This window comes from Citrobacter sp. HN-141, from assembly GCF_033341895.1.
Classification (GTDB): Bacteria; Pseudomonadota; Gammaproteobacteria; order Enterobacterales; family Enterobacteriaceae; genus Citrobacter.
In genome coordinates this window covers 127,744-144,494 of sequence record NZ_JAWPBF010000013.1, presented here as the reverse complement: position 1 = coordinate 144,494, position 16,751 = coordinate 127,744, and the positions used below count along the sequence as shown (strand labels likewise).

Sequence of the window (16,751 nt, the reverse complement as noted above, 5' to 3'; positions counted from 1 at the left end):
TTTTATTCAGTCGCCAAATATAATTCTGGAATTGTGATCGTATACGAAATTTATCGGAAATTATTGCCCCATAGCGACGCGCTTCGCGCCAAAACGGTGCAGTTTTTGCTCCATCGTTAACACCATTAGCAATCATTGTTGGAATCAGGTGACAAGAAGCAGTCAGTTCGTCGAAATTCTGCTACCATCCTTGCACTATTCATCTTACAAAGTGGCAGCGACTATGAAATTTGTCTCTTTTAATATCAACGGCCTGCGTGCCCGTCCTCATCAACTGGCAGCCATTGTCGAAAAACACCAACCGGATGTTATTGGCTTACAGGAGACAAAAGTTCACGACGATATGTTCCCGCTCGAAGAGGTAGCAAAACTGGGCTACAACGTTTTCTATCACGGACAGAAAGGCCATTACGGCGTGGCACTGTTGACCAAAGAGACACCGATTGCAGTGCGCCGTGGTTTCCCGAATGATGACGAAGAGGCTCAGCGCCGTATCATTATGGCGGAGATCCCGTCTCCGCTTGGCAACATCACCGTCATCAACGGCTACTTCCCACAGGGCGAAAGCCGCGACCATGAAACCAAATTCCCGGCGAAAGCGGCGTTCTATCAGAACTTACAAAACTATCTTGAGACGGAGCTGAAACGCGATAATCCGGTGCTGATCATGGGTGATATGAATATCAGCCCAACCGACCTGGATATCGGCATCGGCGAAGAGAATCGCAAACGCTGGCTGCGTACCGGAAAATGTTCCTTCCTGCCGGAAGAACGTGAGTGGATGGAACGTCTGTTAGGTTGGGGGCTGGTGGACACCTATCGTCACGCGCATCCTGATAAAAACGACCAGTTCTCGTGGTTTGATTACCGCTCGAAAGGCTTCGACGATAACCGTGGTCTGCGTATTGACCTGCTGCTGGCAAGCAATCCGCTGGCGGAACGCTGCGAAGAAACGGGTATCGACTATGAGATCCGCAGCATGGAAAAACCGTCCGACCACGCGCCAGTGTGGGCAAAATTCCGCGTCTAATCATCTGCATTTTTTCGCTCTCCGGGCCTCGCCTGGAGAGTCAGTATATTCTGTGCAAAATCAATAAAGCGACGGTAATACATTGTTGCGAGCGGGATTTTAATATATCTTCGCGCGCACTTTTCGCTGGTGAAAACGCATCATTACCCACGGATTTACAGGAGACCCCCCATGAAAAAGAAGTTCGCATAAGGCAGAATACCGACTGCTGATTGTGGCAGTGCTATTCTGCGCCCTGGCTGGGGTTTTCCACTATTTTGGTCTGTCTGACCTGATAACCAATCTCCATCATTTACAAGATGTCATCCGCCAAAGCGGGCTGTTCGGCTACGCGCTTTATATTTTGCTCTTTATCGTCGCGGCGCTGTGCCTGATACCCGGCAGCATTCTGGTGATTGTCGGCGGTATCCTTTTCGGCCCACTGGTTGGCACGCTCATCTCTTTACTGGCAGCAACCGTTGCCTCGGCATTGTCATTTTTACTGGCACGCTGGCTTGGGCGGGAACTATTACTGAAACACGTCGGGCATACGGCGACGTTTCAGGCGATCGAAAAAGGCATTGCCCATAGCGGTATCGACTTTCTGATCCTGACCCGCCTCGTACCCCTGTTTCCTTATAATATTCAAAACTATGCGTACGGACTGACGGCCATTCCGTTCTGGTCATTTACACTGATTTCAGCTATCACCACGTTACCCGGTATCTTTATCTATACGCTGATGTCACACGAACTCGCCAGTGAAGGCATCACCTGGGCGTTTATCGTTAAACTCAGTGTTGCAGGTTTTGCCTTGTTTGCCCTCGTGCAGGCGGCAAAGGCCTGGGCCCGGTATAAACATATCGACCCCTCTGCAAATCGAGAGCTTGCCGGTAAATGAGAACGCTGAATAAAACGCAGATCAGAAAGTGTTGCCGGGCTGGGTTCATTGCCCTGTTGGTCGTCGCGTTAATGGCGTGGGCATGGCTGCCCGGCGTGAGAGACTTTCTCACGCAGAGCCTGACTGCGTTTACCACGCTTGATCAGCATGCGCTTGAAAATTTCATTCGCTCCTGGGGACCTCAGGCCGCGGTCGTATCGTTCTTCCTGATGATTTTACAGGCGATCATCGCCCCGCTTCCGGCCTTCCTGATCACCTTTGCGAATGCCTCATTGTTTGGCGCATTCTGGGGCGGTGTTCTCTCCTGGACCAGTGCGATGGCGGGTGCAGCACTCTGCTTTTTTATCGCCCGGGTGTTCGGTCGCAGCGCGGTAGAAAGATTAACCGGTAAAACGGTGCTGGAAAATATGGACGCCTTTTTTGAGCGCTACGGTAAACATGCCATTCTGGTTTGCCGTCTGTTGCCTTTCGTTCCCTTCGATCCGGTCAGTTACGCCGCTGGCCTAACGTCCATCCGCTTTCGTCATTTTTTCATCGCCACCGGTATTGGCCAGTTGCCTGCCACTATCGTTTACTCATGGGCTGGTAGCCTGCTGACCGGCGGCACATATTGGTTTGTGACCGGGCTGTTTATTCTGTTTGCCCTGAGTGTCGTGATTTCAGTGGCAAGAGGCCTTTATCTTGAGCGGCACAGGAAGCGTTCCTGAAGCCTCCATAAACGACTGGAGATACTATGCGTTACTGTTTATTGTGCCTGGGTTTGCTGCTCTCTCCGCTGGCGACCTTTGCGCAGAGTGATAACTGGCAGCAAATCAAAAACGACGCCCGGGGTCAGACGGTGTGGTTTAACGCCTGGGGAGGCGATAACGCCGTTAATCAGTATCTCGACTGGGTTAGCAGTGAGATGAAAACACACTACGCCATTAACCTGAAAATTGTCCGTCTGGCGGATGCCGCCGATGCTGTAAAACGCATCCAGACCGAAGCAGCTTCAGGGCGTAAAACAGGCGGTTCGGTTGATCTTCTGTGGGTCAATGGCGAGAATTTTCGCACCCTGAAAGACGCTGGCCTGCTGCAAACGCAGTGGGCGCAAATGCTGCCCAACTGGCGTTACGTGGATACCCAACAACCGGTGACTGAAGACTTCGCCATTCCAACAGAGGGTGCCGAATCTCCGTGGGGTGGCGCGCAGTTAACCTTTATCGCCAATCGGGATATCACCGAACATCCCCCTCGTTCTGCGCAGGCACTGCTGGAATTTGCGCGAGCGCATCCCGGCACGGTGACTTATCCGCGCCCACCCGACTTTACCGGTACCGCTTTTCTCGAACAGTTGCTGATTACGCTCACCGCAAAACCACAAGCACTGAAAAGCGCGCCCGATGCAGCCACGTTCGCCGAGGTTACCGCCCCCTTGTGGCAGTATCTTGATGCCTTACATCCCGCACTGTGGCGCGAAGGGAAAGACTTTCCCCCTACGCCTGCCCGCATGGATGCCTTGCTGAATAGCGGCACGCTGCGGATATCGTTAACCTTTAACCCTGCGCATGCACAGCAAAAAATCGCTCGCGGCGAGTTACCGAAAAATAGCTATAGTTTTGGCTTCTCTCAGGGCATGCTGGGTAATGTGCATTTTGTCACCATTCCCGCGAATGCGCGTGCCAGTGCCGGGGCGAAAGTGGTGGCTAACTTCCTGCTCTCGCCTGAAGCGCAGCTCCGCAAAGCTGACCCAACCTTTTGGGGCGATCCTTCAGTGCTTGCCCCCCAAAAGTTACCAGCCGAACAGCGGGAAGCGCTACTGGCTCGAATCCCGCAAGGACTCCCCGCAGTCCTGCCTGAGCCACATGCAGCCTGGGTAAATGCACTGGAACAAGAATGGCTACGCCGTTACGGTACGCATTAATTCTGCTGCTCTGGGCCTTCATGGCGGCAATCTACTTGCCGCTGGTCCCTGCGGCTTTTACGCTAATTGCGCCAGCGCTTTCCCTTGCACACTGGCTGGCGCTGTTTGCCGATCCCCAAATCCTGCAAGCGTTACTGGCGACACTGGTTTCTGTCACGCTGGCAGCCACTGGCGCGCTCAGTATCGCTCTGCTGACCGTCCTTGCATTCTGGCCCGGCGCTGGATGGGCGCGGCTTTGTACTCGCCTCCCCTGGCTGCTGGCGGTTCCGCACGTTGCTTTTGCCACCAGCATGCTGTTACTTTTCGCCGAAGGCGGCATGCTCTACCGTATATTGCCGTTTCTCAGCCCACTGTTGGACCGCTACGGTGTGGGTCTGGGCATCACATTGGCGGTGAAAGAAAGCGCTTTTTTGCTCTGGGTCCTTTCCGCTTTATTGAGTGAAAAGCAATTGTCGCAACAGGTCATCGTGCTGGACTCACTGGGTTACAGCCGGTTGCAGTGTCTGAACTGGTTGGTACTGCCCTCTATCGCGCCAGCGCTAGGGAAAGTTATGCTGGCGATTGTCGCGTGGTCGCTCTCCGTCGTGGATGTCGCGATCGTCCTTGGGCCCGGCAACCCGCCAACACTCGCAGTGTTGAGCTGGCAATGGTTAAGCCAGGGCGACGCCGACCAGCAGACAAAAGGTGCGCTCGCCAGCTTACTGCTGGTGCTGTTACTGGTCATTTTTGCGCTGGTGGGCTATCTGCTCTGGCGCGGCTGGCGGCGCACAATTCCGACAATCAGCGGTGTACGCCTGCATTTTTCATCCTGTACAGCCGGACGTTCGCTGATACAACTTCTGCCCATCAGCGGCGTTGTGTGCGCAGTCGTTCTGCTCCTGATGGCAGAATACTCATCGCTGAACCGAGATGCGCTGATCAACAGCCTGCAAATGGGGGTTCTGGCCAGTACACTTGCGCTGGTCACACTGTTGACATGGCTGGAATGGGGGCCACAAACCGGACACCGCTGGGTCTGGTTGCCCATTATCTTACCCGCGTTACCGCTGGTCACCGGGCAATACACACTGGCGCTATATGCTGAACTGGATGGCCAGTTCATCACGGTGGTCTGGGGGCATTTATTGTGGGTAACACCGTGGATGCTGTTTGTACTTAAACCTGCATGGCAGCGTATTGACTCGCGCCTTATTGTGATTGCGCAAACGCTGGGCTGGACACAAAACCGCATCTTCTGGCAGGTAAAATGCCCGTTGATTCTGCGCCCGGCACTGATTGCTTTCGCCGTAGGATTTTCGGTTAGTATTGCCCAGTACATGCCAACATTATGGTTGGGCGCAGGTCGTTATCCCACACTCACGACCGAAGCCGTAGCATTAAGCAGCGGTGGTAGCACCGCTATTCTGGCGGCACAGGCGCTATGGCAATTGCTGTTACCGTTGGTTGTTTTCGCACTCGCAGCCTCGCTTTCCGCCCTGGCTGGCCGCTTTCGACAAGGACTCCGCTAATGCTCATAGTGCAAGATGTTTCCCTGTACCTGGGTTCAACACCCCTGCTGACAGGCGTCAACCTTCAGGTCAATAAAGGTGACATTGTCACTATTATGGGTCCTTCAGGAAGCGGCAAGTCTTCACTATTTTCGTGGATGATTGGTGCGCTCCCCGATCAATTTCGTGCCTCCGGCCAACTATGGCTCAATGAACGGCGCATTGACACATTACCTACCGCGCAGCGCCAGATTGGTATTCTGTTCCAGGATGCCCTGCTGTTTGATCATTTCAGTGTTGGACAAAATTTATCACTGGCGCTTCCCGCTGACCAGAAAGGCACGGCGAGACGCGATGAAGTGGAACATGCCCTTGAGCGTGCGGACCTGGCAGGCTTTTATCATCGCGACCCGGCATCGTTGTCCGGGGGGCAACGTTCACGCATCGCCCTGCTTCGCGCCCTGCTGGCGCAACCGCAGGCTTTGCTGCTGGATGAACCCTTCAGTCGCCTGGATGCGTCACTGCGGGATACGTTTCGCCAGTGGGTGTTCACCGAAGTGCGGACGCTGGGGATCCCTGTGGTGCAAGTCACCCACGATACGCAAGACGTCACCCCGGCAGGCCGGGTAGTACAAATGGGTTCCTGGGCGTGAATGTGGCGTTATGCTGCGTTAACGCAAGGATTTTACTTAACCGGCGGCACAGAATGTCGTCCTCTTTTTTCAACGTCGGGCTATTCGATGAAACGTGTTTCTCAAATGACCGCGCTGGCACTGGCTTTAGGGCTCGCTTGCGCTTCATCCTGGGCTGCTGAAACAGCGCAGACGCTTACCCTCAACCAGTTACAGCAAAAACAAGGCGCGGCGATCGATACCCGTCTGAGCGCTTTTTATAACGGCTGGCCTCAGTCGCTCAATGGTCCTTCCGGGCACGAACCTTCCGCACTGAATCTGTCCGCCGCCTGGCTCGACAAGATGAACGATGAACAACTTACCGCCTGGGTTCAGGCACATCAGTTAAAAACCGATGCGTCAGTGGCACTGTATGGCAACGACAGCGATGTAAAAGCCGTCAAAGCCCGCCTGCAAAAAGTGGGTTTTAGCCATATTTCGACCCTTAGCGATGCGCTACAGGACCCTGCACGGTTGCAACGTCTGCCGCACTTCGAACAGTTGGTCTACCCACAATGGTTACACGATCTTCAGCAAGGCAAAGACGTTACCGCAAAACCGACTGGTGACTGGAAAGTCATTGAAGCGGCCTGGGGTGCGCCAAAATTTTATCTGCTGAGCCATATTCCGGGTGCGGGATACATTGACACTAACGAAGTGGAAAGCGAACCGCTGTGGAATAAAGTCTCCGACGAGCAGCTAAAAGCGATGCTGGCTAAACACGGTATCCGCCACGACACCACGGTCATTTTGTATGGCCGCGATGTGTACGCCGCCGCACGAGTGGCGCAAATCATGCTGTATGCGGGTGTAAAAGATGTGCGCCTGCTCGACGGTGGATGGCAAACCTGGTCCGACGCAGGTTTACCCGTCGAACGCGGCACCCCGCCGACGGTCAAACCTGAACCGGATTTTGGCGTCACGATCCCCGCCCAACCACAATTGATGCTGGATATGGCGCAGGCTCGCGGCTTGCTGCATCGCCAGGATGCGTCACTGGTCAGCATCCGTTCGTGGCCAGAGTTTATCGGCACCACCAGTGGATATAGCTACATCAAGCCAAAAGGTGAAATCGCTGGCGCTCGTTGGGGTCATGCAGGAAGTGACTCCACCCACATGGAAGATTTCCATAATCCGGATGGCACGATGCGCAGTGCAGACGACATCGCCGCAATGTGGAAGCAATGGAACATTCTGCCGGATCAGCAGGTCTCTTTCTATTGCGGTACCGGTTGGCGCGCCTCAGAAACCTTTATATACGCCCGCGCAATGGGCTGGCAAAACGTGTCGGTCTATGATGGCGGTTGGTATGAGTGGAGCAGCGATCCGAAGAACCCGGTAGCCAGCGGTGAACGTGGTCCGGACAGCAGCAAGTAATATTGGCATGATTGCCGGATAAGCGCATCCGGCAACGCAATACGTTACGCCTGACGCTGAACCGCTTTCAGCGTCAAATATCCACTCCAGATCCGGGTGAGTGTTGTCATCCAGCACAGCGCGCCAAATATCCATGCCATCAGGGCAAAATAGCCTGGGAACAAGCAGCCCAGCACAAACAGCAAAATGGTCTCGGTTCCTTCGGTCAGCCCACCCAGATAATAAAACGACTTATGCGCATAACCCGGATTATCAATCTGGTGTTTCGCCGCCAACGCGGCAAAGGCGAGAAAACTGCTCCCCGTTCCGATAAAGGCAAACAACAGCCAGCTGCCGGCCAGCGAATTCAGCTCCGGTGCGGCCAGAATAAACCCAAACGGCACTAAGGCGTAAAAAAGAAAGTCGAGCGAGATATCGAGAAACCCGCCGGCATCAGTAAGCCCCCTGCGCCGCGCCAGCGCACCATCCAGCCCATCAAACAGACGATTTAGCACGATGGCCACCAACGCCGCCGGATACCAGCCTAAAGCCAGAAACGGCAGCGCCAGCACGCCAATGGCAAAACCAACCAGTGTCAGGCCATCCGGCGTAATTGCGGGTTTATCGATAACCCGCACACAGCGATGCAAAAGCGGTTTTAAGCGCGGATGAAGATGGCAGTCAAGCATGTGGGCGTCCTTTGAAGGTGTCGCACAGTCCCTGCGAAGGAATATCAAGGGCGGCATTAAAGCGCGCCGAGAGATTCTGGAACGCAATCAGCGCGGTCATTTCAGTAATGGCATCCTCGGTAAAATACAGCTTCATTTGCGCCTTTAATGCCTCATCAACCCGAGGCGGCGTGGCGGTAACGGCATCCGCATAAGCCAGTGCGACACGTTCTTCTTCACTGAACAGCCTCGATTCCTGCCAATTAGCCACCTGCAATACTTTATCCAGTGCGCCACAGCGTTCAGCCAGACGTAAACTGTTAGCATCCACACAAAAGGCACAATGGCACACCTGAGAAACACGTGTCATCAACAATGCTCGCATCACCGGCGTTAAGCGCGCCCGCTTACGCTCAAGGAAGCCAACAAACAGCGCCACCAGCCAGAACAGAAATGGCATTCGCCCCCACCAGCGCGTGGGATGTAGCACATCGCCATAGTGTTTTTTCTGTGTTGCTACAAGCGGTTTCAAACTGGAAGGGATACGCGTCAACGGTTTTACCCATGACTGAGGTTCATTCAACGGTTGCTCCTGAATACTTTTGGTCAAACCCATGGTTAACTATATTATGTCATTTTCTGCTGTTAGATCTTGATGAATATGATGAAAACCCTCGACGTGGTCGCTGCGATTATTGAACGTGATGGCAAAATTTTACTGGCTCAACGCCCGCAGCATGCAGATCAATCCGGTATGTGGGAATTTGCTGGTGGTAAGGTTGAACCTGGAGAGAGCCAGCCACAGGCGCTGGTCCGTGAATTACGTGAGGAACTGGGTATCGAGGCTATCGTTGGGAATTACATCGCCAGCCATCAGCGTGAAGTGTCAGGCCGATTGATACATCTGCACGCATGGCACGTGCCGGCTTATCAGGGTGAGCTTTACGCCCATGAGCATCAGGATTTGGTCTGGTGCTCCCCCGAAGAGGCGCTGCGTTATCCACTCGCGCCTGCCGATATCCCGCTATTAGAAGCGTTTATTCTTTTACACGCCGCCAGACCAGCGGATTCGTGCTGATGGTTTTCTCATCGCGCTGGCACTGTAGCAGCACGCCATCGGCTTTCACCACCGCCCCTTCTGAATAGTTTTGATCCTGATAAATGCAGCACTGATTACAGGGCTGCGCGCGCTGACCGCTGGAACTGAACACTTCCGGCGGCACATTCACTTGCACATCCGGACGATAAAGCTGATTTGCCAGTACCCCGTTGGATAACATCACCAACGCACCTGCCATGATTAAACGGCGCATATTCTTTCCTTTTTAACTGACATTTATGCTCAGTATAACGGTATAAACCGGCAGAAACTTTAGTTCCTCGATCATCGTTTTTGGTTATGAGCAACGCCGCGATATTAATTTACTTAGCGGGATTAATTTTTTCTTGCGTCTCGTCACACTGCTGATGGTATAGTCAAAAACTGCAAAACACTTAACACAAATATCAAAAATATAACCATATCAATACATAAGAGGTTCTTATATCTATGGATCAGACATGTTCTCTGGAGTCGTTTCTCAACCATGTACAAAAGCGCGACCCGAATCAGACCGAGTTCGCGCAAGCCGTTCGTGAGGTAATGACGACACTGTGGCCGTTCCTTGAGCAAAACCCGCGCTATCGTCAAATGTCCTTGCTGGAGCGTCTGGTTGAACCGGAGCGCGTGATTCAGTTCCGCGTGGTCTGGCTCGACGATCGCAATCAGGTACAGGTTAACCGTGCGTGGCGTGTACAGTTCAGCTCCGCGATTGGCCCGTACAAAGGCGGCATGCGTTTCCATCCTTCGGTGAACCTGTCGATCCTGAAGTTCCTCGGCTTCGAGCAGACCTTTAAAAACGCACTCACCACGCTGCCAATGGGCGGTGGTAAAGGCGGCAGCGACTTTGACCCGAAAGGTAAAAGCGAAGGCGAAATCATGCGTTTTTGTCAGGCGCTGATGACCGAACTGTTCCGCCATTTAGGGCCTGATACCGACGTCCCTGCGGGTGATATCGGCGTGGGCGGTCGTGAGGTCGGCTTTATGGCCGGGATGATGAAAAAACTGTCCAATAACGGCGCCTGCGTCTTCACCGGAAAAGGCCTTTCTTTCGGTGGCAGTCTGATTCGCCCGGAAGCAACGGGCTACGGTCTGGTGTACTTCACCGAAGCGATGCTCAAACGTCATGGTCTGGGCTTTGAAGGGATGCGTGTGGCTGTTTCCGGCTCCGGTAACGTTGCACAATTCGCCATTGAGAAGGCGATGGAGTTTGGTGCGCGTGTGGTTACCGCCTCCGATTCCAGCGGTACCGTGGTTGATGAAAGTGGATTTACAACAGAAAAACTGGCGCGTCTGTGCGCGATTAAAGACAGCCGTGACGGTCGTGTGGCGGATTACGCCCGTGAGTTTGGTCTGACCTATCTGGAAGGTAAACAACCCTGGTCTGTTCCGGTTGATATCGCCCTGCCATGCGCAACCCAGAACGAACTGGATGTCGATGCCGCACGCGTACTGATCGCCAATGGCGTGAAAGCCGTCGCCGAAGGCGCAAATATGCCAACGACCATCGAGGCCACCGATCTGTTCCTGGAAGCAGGCGTTTTGTTCGCGCCAGGCAAAGCCGCCAACGCCGGTGGTGTCGCCACATCCGGTCTGGAAATGGCGCAAAACGCCGCTCGTCTGGGCTGGAAAGCGGAAAAAGTGGATGCACGCCTGCACCACATCATGCTGGATATTCACCATGCCTGTGTCGAGTACGGCGGTGAAAGCAAACAGACCAACTATGTGCGCGGCGCCAACATCGCAGGCTTTGTGAAAGTTGCCGACGCGATGCTAGGCCAGGGTGTGATTTAATCCAGAACGGTAGCTCCCGTAGGCCTGATAAGCGTCGCGCCATCAGGCATTGCCGGATGCAGTACACGTGCCTTGTCCGGCCTACGAATACACTACACGCCTGCCTCTTCCGATGGCGGGCTTTTTTTTGCCGGACGTTTACGCGACACACTCTTTTTCTTCTCACTGCCGCCAGGGGCAGCAATCCCACGGAACCGGCGAACGGGTGTACTACGAGCCTGGTCGATTAACTGATACAACGTTCCGACTAACGGTTGCATAAAGTCCTGATAACGACACTGCTTTTCGCTGATTTGGGTCAGGATAGATTCCCAGTGCGCTGTCATGTCCGGGCGCGTCGCCATTTCTGGCAACGAGTGGAACAGCGCTTTTCCCGCATCGGTCGAATGGATATAACGTCCTTTTTTCACCAGAAACCCACGCTTAAACAGCAGCTCGATAATTCCGGCACGTGTCGCTTCCGTACCTAAACCATCCGTTGCGCGCAGGATCTTCTTCAGATCTTTATCCTGCACGAATCGCGCAATCCCGGTCATCGCTGACAGCAGCGTGGCATCGGTAAAGTGGCGCGGCGGCTGGGTCTGACGTTCAACCACCTCGCCTTTTTCGCACAGCAGTTCGTCATCTTTTGCCACCACCGGCAGCGGCGTCCCGTCGTTATCTTCATCGCGTTCTTTGTTACCGAGCAGCGTACGCCATCCGGCCTCGGCCAGGAAACGCGCTTTGGCGACAAACTTACCTTTGGCGATATCCAGCTCAATAACGCACTTCCTGAATACCGCATCTGCGCAAAATTGCATCAGATACTGACGCGCAATCAGGTTGTAAATCTTCGACTCATTGTCATTGAGATTGATGGATGAGCTGCGCGCTGTCGGAATAATAGCGTGGTGCGCATCCACCTTTTTATCGTCCCAACAACGATTTCGCGTATCGGGATTGACCGCCGGCTGCGGGAGCAGATCCGGCGCATGGACGCTAATCGCGTTCAGTACCGCGTGACGTCCGGCAAAGTGCTCTTCCGGCAGATAACGGCTATCCGAACGCGGATAGGTAATCAACTTATGGGTTTCGTACAGTTTTTGGCAGATATCCAGAACATTTTGCGCACTTAAACCGAAGCGTTTCGCGGCTTCAATCTGCAACGCTGACAGCGAAAACGGCAGCGGTGCGGATTCTGATTCCCGTTTATCATTATAACTGGTGACTATCGCCGGCTGACCGTTGATGCGCTTCACCACATGCTCAGCCAGCGTACGATTCAGCAAGCGCCCTTCTTCATCCTGATACGGCTCACACGCTTCACTCGGCTGCCAGATAGCGGTAAATCGTTCATCGGCGGGCGTTACGATATGCGCTTTCACTTCGAAGAAGTCTTTGGCGACGAAGTTCTCAATCTCTTCATCGCGACGTACAACCAGCCCAAGCACGGGTGTCTGTACACGGCCAACAGAGAGAACGCCTTGGTATCCTGCGTTGCGCCCGAGAATAGTGTAGGCGCGCGTCATATTGATACCGTACAGCCAGTCCGCCCGCGCCCGCGCCAGTGCCGACACGCACAGTGGGATGAACTCGCTGTTTGCACGTAGGCGCTCTATCGCCCGCTCCACGGCCTGTGGGTTGAGGTCGTTAATCAGGCAACGTTGCACCTGCTGGCGCTTTTCAGGCGCCAGTTGCAGGTAATCCAGCACTTCATCCACCAGCAGTTGTCCTTCGCGATCGGGGTCTCCGGCATGAATAACTTCGCTGGCTTCATGTAAAAAGCGTTTAATGACGTTGAGTTGTTTGGTCACAGAAGGACGCGGCTGTAGTTGCCACTTTTCCGGAACAATCGGCAGATCGGCCAGACTCCAGCGAGCATAACGACTGTCGTAGGCATCCGGCTGCGCCTGTTCAAGCAGGTGACCAATACACCAGGTCACCACTTGCCCATTTCCGCATTCGATAAAACCGTCACCTTTACGATGTGGTTTGGGTAGCACATCGGCGATGGCGCGCGCCAGGCTTGGTTTTTCGGCGATAAACAACCGCATCGGGTTAACGAATCTCAACCATGGCGCGACCGCCGCGGGCTTCCACTAGCTCACCGATAGCCGTGAGATCGATACCAAACTGCGCCGCTGCGGCTTTGACCTCAGCTTCAGATTCCGGTGTTACCGCCAGCAGCAAGCCGCCGGAAGTTTGCGGATCGCACAGCAGATCGCGTACCGATTGCGGCATTTCCCCCATCAGGTGTCCATAGCTCGCGTAGTTACGCTGCGTACCGCCCGGCACTGCGCCCTGTGCGATGTATTCTTCAACGCCAGGAAGCTTAGGAATGTCCTGATAGACGATCTGCGCCTGAACGCCGGCCCCCTGGCACATCTCACTCAGATGCCCCAGCAAACCAAAACCGGTCACGTCGGTCATGGCTTTTACGCCGTCGATATCGGCGAATGCCGCACCGGCAATGTTCATCCGGCACATCACTTCCGTCGCCAGTCCGACGTGTTCCGGTTTCAGCAGCGATTTTTTCTCTGCAGTGGTCAGTACACCAATACCCAGCGGTTTGGTGAGGAACAGCTTACATCCAGCCTCTGCGGTGCTGTTTTTCTTCACACGTTCGGTCGGCACAACGCCGGTTACCGCAAGGCCAAAGATAGGCTCTGGGGCATCGATAGAGTGGCCACCCGCCAGTGCAATCCCCGCCTGACGACAGGCAAAGCGCCCACCTTCGGTCACTTCGCGGGCGATTTCCGGCGCCAGTTTATCAAGAGGCCAGCCCAGAATAGCGATTGCCATAATCGGTTTGCCGCCCATCGCAAAAATGTCGCTGATAGCGTTGGTCGCAGCAATGCGGCCAAAATCAAACGGATTATCGACAATCGGCATAAAGAAATCGGTGGTACTGATAACGCTGGTGCCGTTACCCAGATCGTACACCGCCGCGTCATCGCGGGTTTCATTACCCACGAGTAAATTCGGATCAACAAACTTCGCCTGCTCGCTGTGCAGGATGGTTTCCAACACTTTCGGGGAAATTTTACAACCGCAACCGGCTCCGTGGCTGTATTGTGTTAAACGAATAGCGTGCTCGCTCATGGACATCTCCTGTCATTGCAATGCGGATATGGTAGCGCTCATTCCATGATGTGGTAAGAGTGACTGTCTGAATTAGGGTGTCTTTGCTCATAATCCAGACAGTTTTGCCGTTGATGTCAGAAATAACGGACGAATGAGGTCGGATCGGCAAGATTAATCGAGGTGGAGGCTTTTAGCTGCGGCGTTCCCAGATAGAGAAAACCGACAATTTTATCCTGTGGACGACAATCAAACGCTTCACGGACTACCGTACTTTCCGTTAAGGCTCCGCTGCGCCAGATCCCGCCGAACCCTTGCGCAATCGCCGCCATTTGCATCGCCATTACCGCGCAGCCTGCAGACATTTCTTGTTCCCACATTGGCACCTTGTCGCTTTCTTCACATTTCGCCACCACAGCGATAATCAGCGGCGCGCGAAACGGTGCTGTACGGGCTTTTTCCTGTGCTTTTTCATCACTTCCGGCAGCAATCGCGCCTTTTTCAAGCACGGCGCTAAAACGCTCGCGCCCTTCACCTTCAATCACAAAAAATTGCCACGGTTGTAGCGATTTGTGGTCTGGCGCACGCATACCAGCACGCAGGATATTTTGCAGCTGCTCTCCCGCCGGGGCCGGTTCGACAAGACGAGAAGCGCTACGACGGGTCATAAGTAATTCGAGTGCATCCATTTGCTTAACTCCAACAATGATATTTGTTCACAAAATTAACACGTGGGCGGATTTTGTTACAGCACAGGTAGTGATTCCTGCTGACAAGTGCCTGCCGGGTCATTACGATAGCCACATCTTAACGCCTTTCTCGTGGCTCACGGGGGCGTGTTGTTAATCGGTAGGGAGAATACATGCGAACCCTGTGGCGATTTATTGCCGGATTTTTTAAATGGACATGGCGATTACTCAATTTCGTCCGTGAATTTGTGCTTAACCTGTTCTTTATCTTTTTAGTACTGGTGGGTGTTGGGATCTGGATGCAGGTCAGTAGCAGCAACACCAGCGAACATGCTGAACGTGGCGCACTGCTGCTGGATATCTCGGGGGTTATTGTTGATAAACCTTCAAGCACCAGTCGGTTAAGTGTCATCGGTCGTCAGCTGTTTGGCGCAAGTTCCGATCGTCTACAGGAAAACTCCCTGTTCGATATCGTGAATACCATTCGACAGGCCAAAGATGACCGCAACATTACCGGCATTGTGATGGATCTGAAAAATTTTGCCGGCGCCGACCAGCCTTCCATGCAGTATATCGGTAAAGCGCTGCGGGAATTCCGCGACAGCGGCAAACCGGTCTTTGCCGTGGGCGATAACTTCAGCCAGGGGCAGTACTACCTCGCCAGTTTCGCCAATAAAATTTATCTCTCTCCGCAGGGTTCCGTTGATCTGCACGGCTTTGCCACCAACGGTCTGTACTACAAATCCCTGCTGGATAAGCTGAAGGTCTCAACGCATGTATTCCGCGTGGGCACCTATAAATCCGCCGTCGAGCCGTTTATCCGTGATGATATGTCACCTGCCGCACGTGAAGCTGACAGCCGCTGGATTGGCGAGCTGTGGCAGAACTATCTCGATACGGTCGCCGCTAACCGGCAGATCCCGGCGCAACAGGTATTCCCTGGCGCGCAAGCGATGCTGGACGGCCTGACGAAAGTCGACGGTGATACCGCGAAATATGCTCTCGATAACAAATTGGTGGATGCTCTCGCCTCCAGCGCTGAAATCGAAAAGCTGCTGACCAAACAGTTTGGCTGGAGCAAAGCGGATAAAAACTACCGCTCTGTCAGCTACTACGATTACACGCTGAAAACACCTGCTGATACCGGGGACAGCATCGGCGTCGTCTTCGCCAACGGCGCCATTATGGACGGAGAGGAAACGCCGGGGAATGTAGGTGGCAATACGACCGCTGCACAGATCCGTGAAGCACGCCTCGATCCGAAGGTGAAAGCCATTGTCCTGCGCGTGAATAGCCCAGGCGGCAGCGTCAGCGCCTCGGAAGTGATCCGTTCTGAGCTGGCAGCGGCAAAAGCGGCGGGCAAACCGGTTGTCGTTTCCATGGGCGGCATGGCGGCGTCCGGGGGGTACTGGATCTCCACGCCTGCAAGCTACATCGTGGCAAACCCCAGCACCCTGACCGGTTCCATCGGCATCTTTGGTGTTATCAATACGGTGGAAAACAGCCTGGATTCAATTGGCGTGCATACTGATGGTGTTGCAACATCCCCACTGGCGGATATCTCTATCACCAAAGCGTTACCGTCGGAAGTACAGCAAATGATGCAGTTAAGCATCGAGAACGGCTATAAGCGCTTTATCACGCTGGTTGCGGATGCACGTAAGACGACACCAGAACAGATTGATAAAATCGCGCAGGGTCACGTCTGGACCGGTCAGGATGCGAAAGCAAACGGACTGGTAGACAGCCTGGGCGATTTCGATGATGCCGTCGCGAAAGCTGCAGAGCTGGCAAAACTGAAACAATGGCACATTGAGTATTATCAGGACGAACCCACCTTCGTGGATATGGTCATGGACAGTATGTCAGGTTCGGTGCGCGCCATGCTGCCAGAAGCCCTTCAGGCCATGCTCCCGGCACCGCTGGCTTCTGCTGCCAGCGTGGTAAAAGCTGAAGGAGATAAACTGGCTGCGTTTAACGATCCGCAAAACCGTTATGCGTTCTGCCTGACCTGCGCCAACGTACGTTAAATCGCTATTGCCGGACAGGACGCTAATGCGTCTTATCCGGCCTACGAATATCGCGCAATTTATAGGCCGGATGAGGCGTAGCAG

The 16,751-nt window shown here is 54.0% G+C and carries 16 protein-coding genes; 10 read left to right on the top strand and 6 right to left on the bottom strand.

Annotated elements, in window-relative coordinates:
* Positions 1-223 precede the first annotated feature (223 nt).
* From xthA to RYZ59_RS16845, 7 genes are all read left to right on the top strand, one after another.
* On the top strand, positions 224-1,030 hold the full coding sequence (gene xthA, locus RYZ59_RS16875; protein ID WP_116360166.1) for an exodeoxyribonuclease III: 807 nt from the start codon (positions 224-226) through the stop codon (positions 1,028-1,030).
* 220 nt (positions 1,031-1,250) lie between these two features.
* Complete coding sequence (locus RYZ59_RS16870; protein ID WP_170974388.1) at positions 1,251-1,910, top strand: TVP38/TMEM64 family protein; 660 nt, start codon at positions 1,251-1,253, stop codon at positions 1,908-1,910.
* Between the two features lie 5 nt (positions 1,911-1,915).
* Positions 1,916-2,617: a TVP38/TMEM64 family protein gene (locus RYZ59_RS16865; protein WP_411961709.1), complete on the top strand. Its 702-nt coding sequence runs from the start codon at positions 1,916-1,918 to the stop codon at positions 2,615-2,617.
* A 26-nt stretch (positions 2,618-2,643) separates the two neighbouring features.
* A complete protein-coding gene (locus RYZ59_RS16860; protein ID WP_318049393.1) occupies positions 2,644-3,813 on the top strand; it encodes an ABC transporter substrate-binding protein in 1,170 nt (389 codons plus the stop codon).
* Entirely contained in the window at positions 3,786-5,321 is a 1,536-nt protein-coding gene (locus RYZ59_RS16855) for a thiamine ABC transporter permease (protein ID WP_318049396.1), read from the top strand. Before RYZ59_RS16860 ends, RYZ59_RS16855 begins: the two co-directional genes overlap by 28 nt.
* Positions 5,321-5,953, top strand: a complete 633-nt coding sequence (locus RYZ59_RS16850) for an ATP-binding cassette domain-containing protein (RefSeq protein WP_318049400.1) — start codon at positions 5,321-5,323, stop codon at positions 5,951-5,953. The genes RYZ59_RS16855 and RYZ59_RS16850 overlap by 1 nt, the downstream gene beginning before the upstream one ends.
* An 87-nt stretch (positions 5,954-6,040) precedes the next feature.
* Entirely contained in the window at positions 6,041-7,348 is a 1,308-nt protein-coding gene (locus RYZ59_RS16845; protein ID WP_318049403.1) for a sulfurtransferase, read from the top strand.
* Positions 7,349-7,392: 44 nt separating this feature from the next.
* Here RYZ59_RS16845 and RYZ59_RS16840 read toward each other — a convergent pair whose 3' ends face one another.
* Entirely contained in the window at positions 7,393-8,016 is a 624-nt protein-coding gene (locus RYZ59_RS16840) for a CDP-alcohol phosphatidyltransferase family protein (protein ID WP_318049405.1), read from the bottom strand.
* Positions 8,009-8,578, bottom strand: a complete 570-nt coding sequence (locus RYZ59_RS16835; protein WP_318049407.1) for a carboxymuconolactone decarboxylase family protein — start codon at positions 8,576-8,578, stop codon at positions 8,009-8,011. The genes RYZ59_RS16840 and RYZ59_RS16835 overlap by 8 nt, the downstream gene beginning before the upstream one ends.
* Positions 8,579-8,659: 81 nt before the next feature.
* Here RYZ59_RS16835 and RYZ59_RS16830 point away from each other — a divergent pair, with 81 nt between their 5' ends.
* Positions 8,660-9,073: a pyrimidine (deoxy)nucleoside triphosphate diphosphatase gene (locus RYZ59_RS16830; protein WP_318049615.1), complete on the top strand. Its 414-nt coding sequence runs from the start codon at positions 8,660-8,662 to the stop codon at positions 9,071-9,073.
* Here the strand turns inward: RYZ59_RS16830 and RYZ59_RS16825 are convergent.
* Positions 9,033-9,308: a YnjH family protein gene (locus RYZ59_RS16825; RefSeq protein WP_137383420.1), complete on the bottom strand. Its 276-nt coding sequence runs from the start codon at positions 9,306-9,308 to the stop codon at positions 9,033-9,035. The two genes, RYZ59_RS16830 and RYZ59_RS16825, sit on opposite strands and share 41 nt — an antisense overlap.
* Positions 9,309-9,544: 236 nt before the next feature.
* Here RYZ59_RS16825 and gdhA point away from each other — a divergent pair, with 236 nt between their 5' ends.
* Positions 9,545-10,888: an NADP-specific glutamate dehydrogenase gene (gene gdhA, locus RYZ59_RS16820; RefSeq protein WP_318049409.1), complete on the top strand. Its 1,344-nt coding sequence runs from the start codon at positions 9,545-9,547 to the stop codon at positions 10,886-10,888.
* Positions 10,889-10,980: 92 nt separating this feature from the next.
* Here the strand turns inward: gdhA and RYZ59_RS16815 are convergent, their stop codons facing one another.
* The 3 genes from RYZ59_RS16815 to RYZ59_RS16805 all read right to left on the bottom strand — a co-directional run bounded on the left by RYZ59_RS16815 (position 10,981) and on the right by RYZ59_RS16805 (position 14,637).
* The gene (locus RYZ59_RS16815; protein WP_318049411.1) at positions 10,981-12,921 is read right to left on the bottom strand and encodes a DNA topoisomerase III; all 1,941 of its coding nucleotides are present in this window, start codon (positions 12,919-12,921) and stop codon (positions 10,981-10,983) included.
* A gap of 4 nt (positions 12,922-12,925) precedes the next feature.
* A complete protein-coding gene (selD, locus tag RYZ59_RS16810; RefSeq protein WP_318049413.1) occupies positions 12,926-13,969 on the bottom strand; it encodes a selenide, water dikinase SelD in 1,044 nt (347 codons plus the stop codon).
* Positions 13,970-14,085: 116 nt separating this feature from the next.
* Positions 14,086-14,637: an NAD(P)H nitroreductase gene (locus tag RYZ59_RS16805; protein WP_202038839.1), complete on the bottom strand. Its 552-nt coding sequence runs from the start codon at positions 14,635-14,637 to the stop codon at positions 14,086-14,088.
* Between the two features lie 173 nt (positions 14,638-14,810).
* On the opposite strand from RYZ59_RS16805, the gene sppA reads away from it, so the two are divergent.
* On the top strand, positions 14,811-16,667 hold the full coding sequence (gene sppA / locus RYZ59_RS16800; RefSeq protein WP_318049417.1) for a signal peptide peptidase SppA: 1,857 nt from the start codon (positions 14,811-14,813) through the stop codon (positions 16,665-16,667).
* Positions 16,668-16,751: the final 84 nt, after the last annotated feature.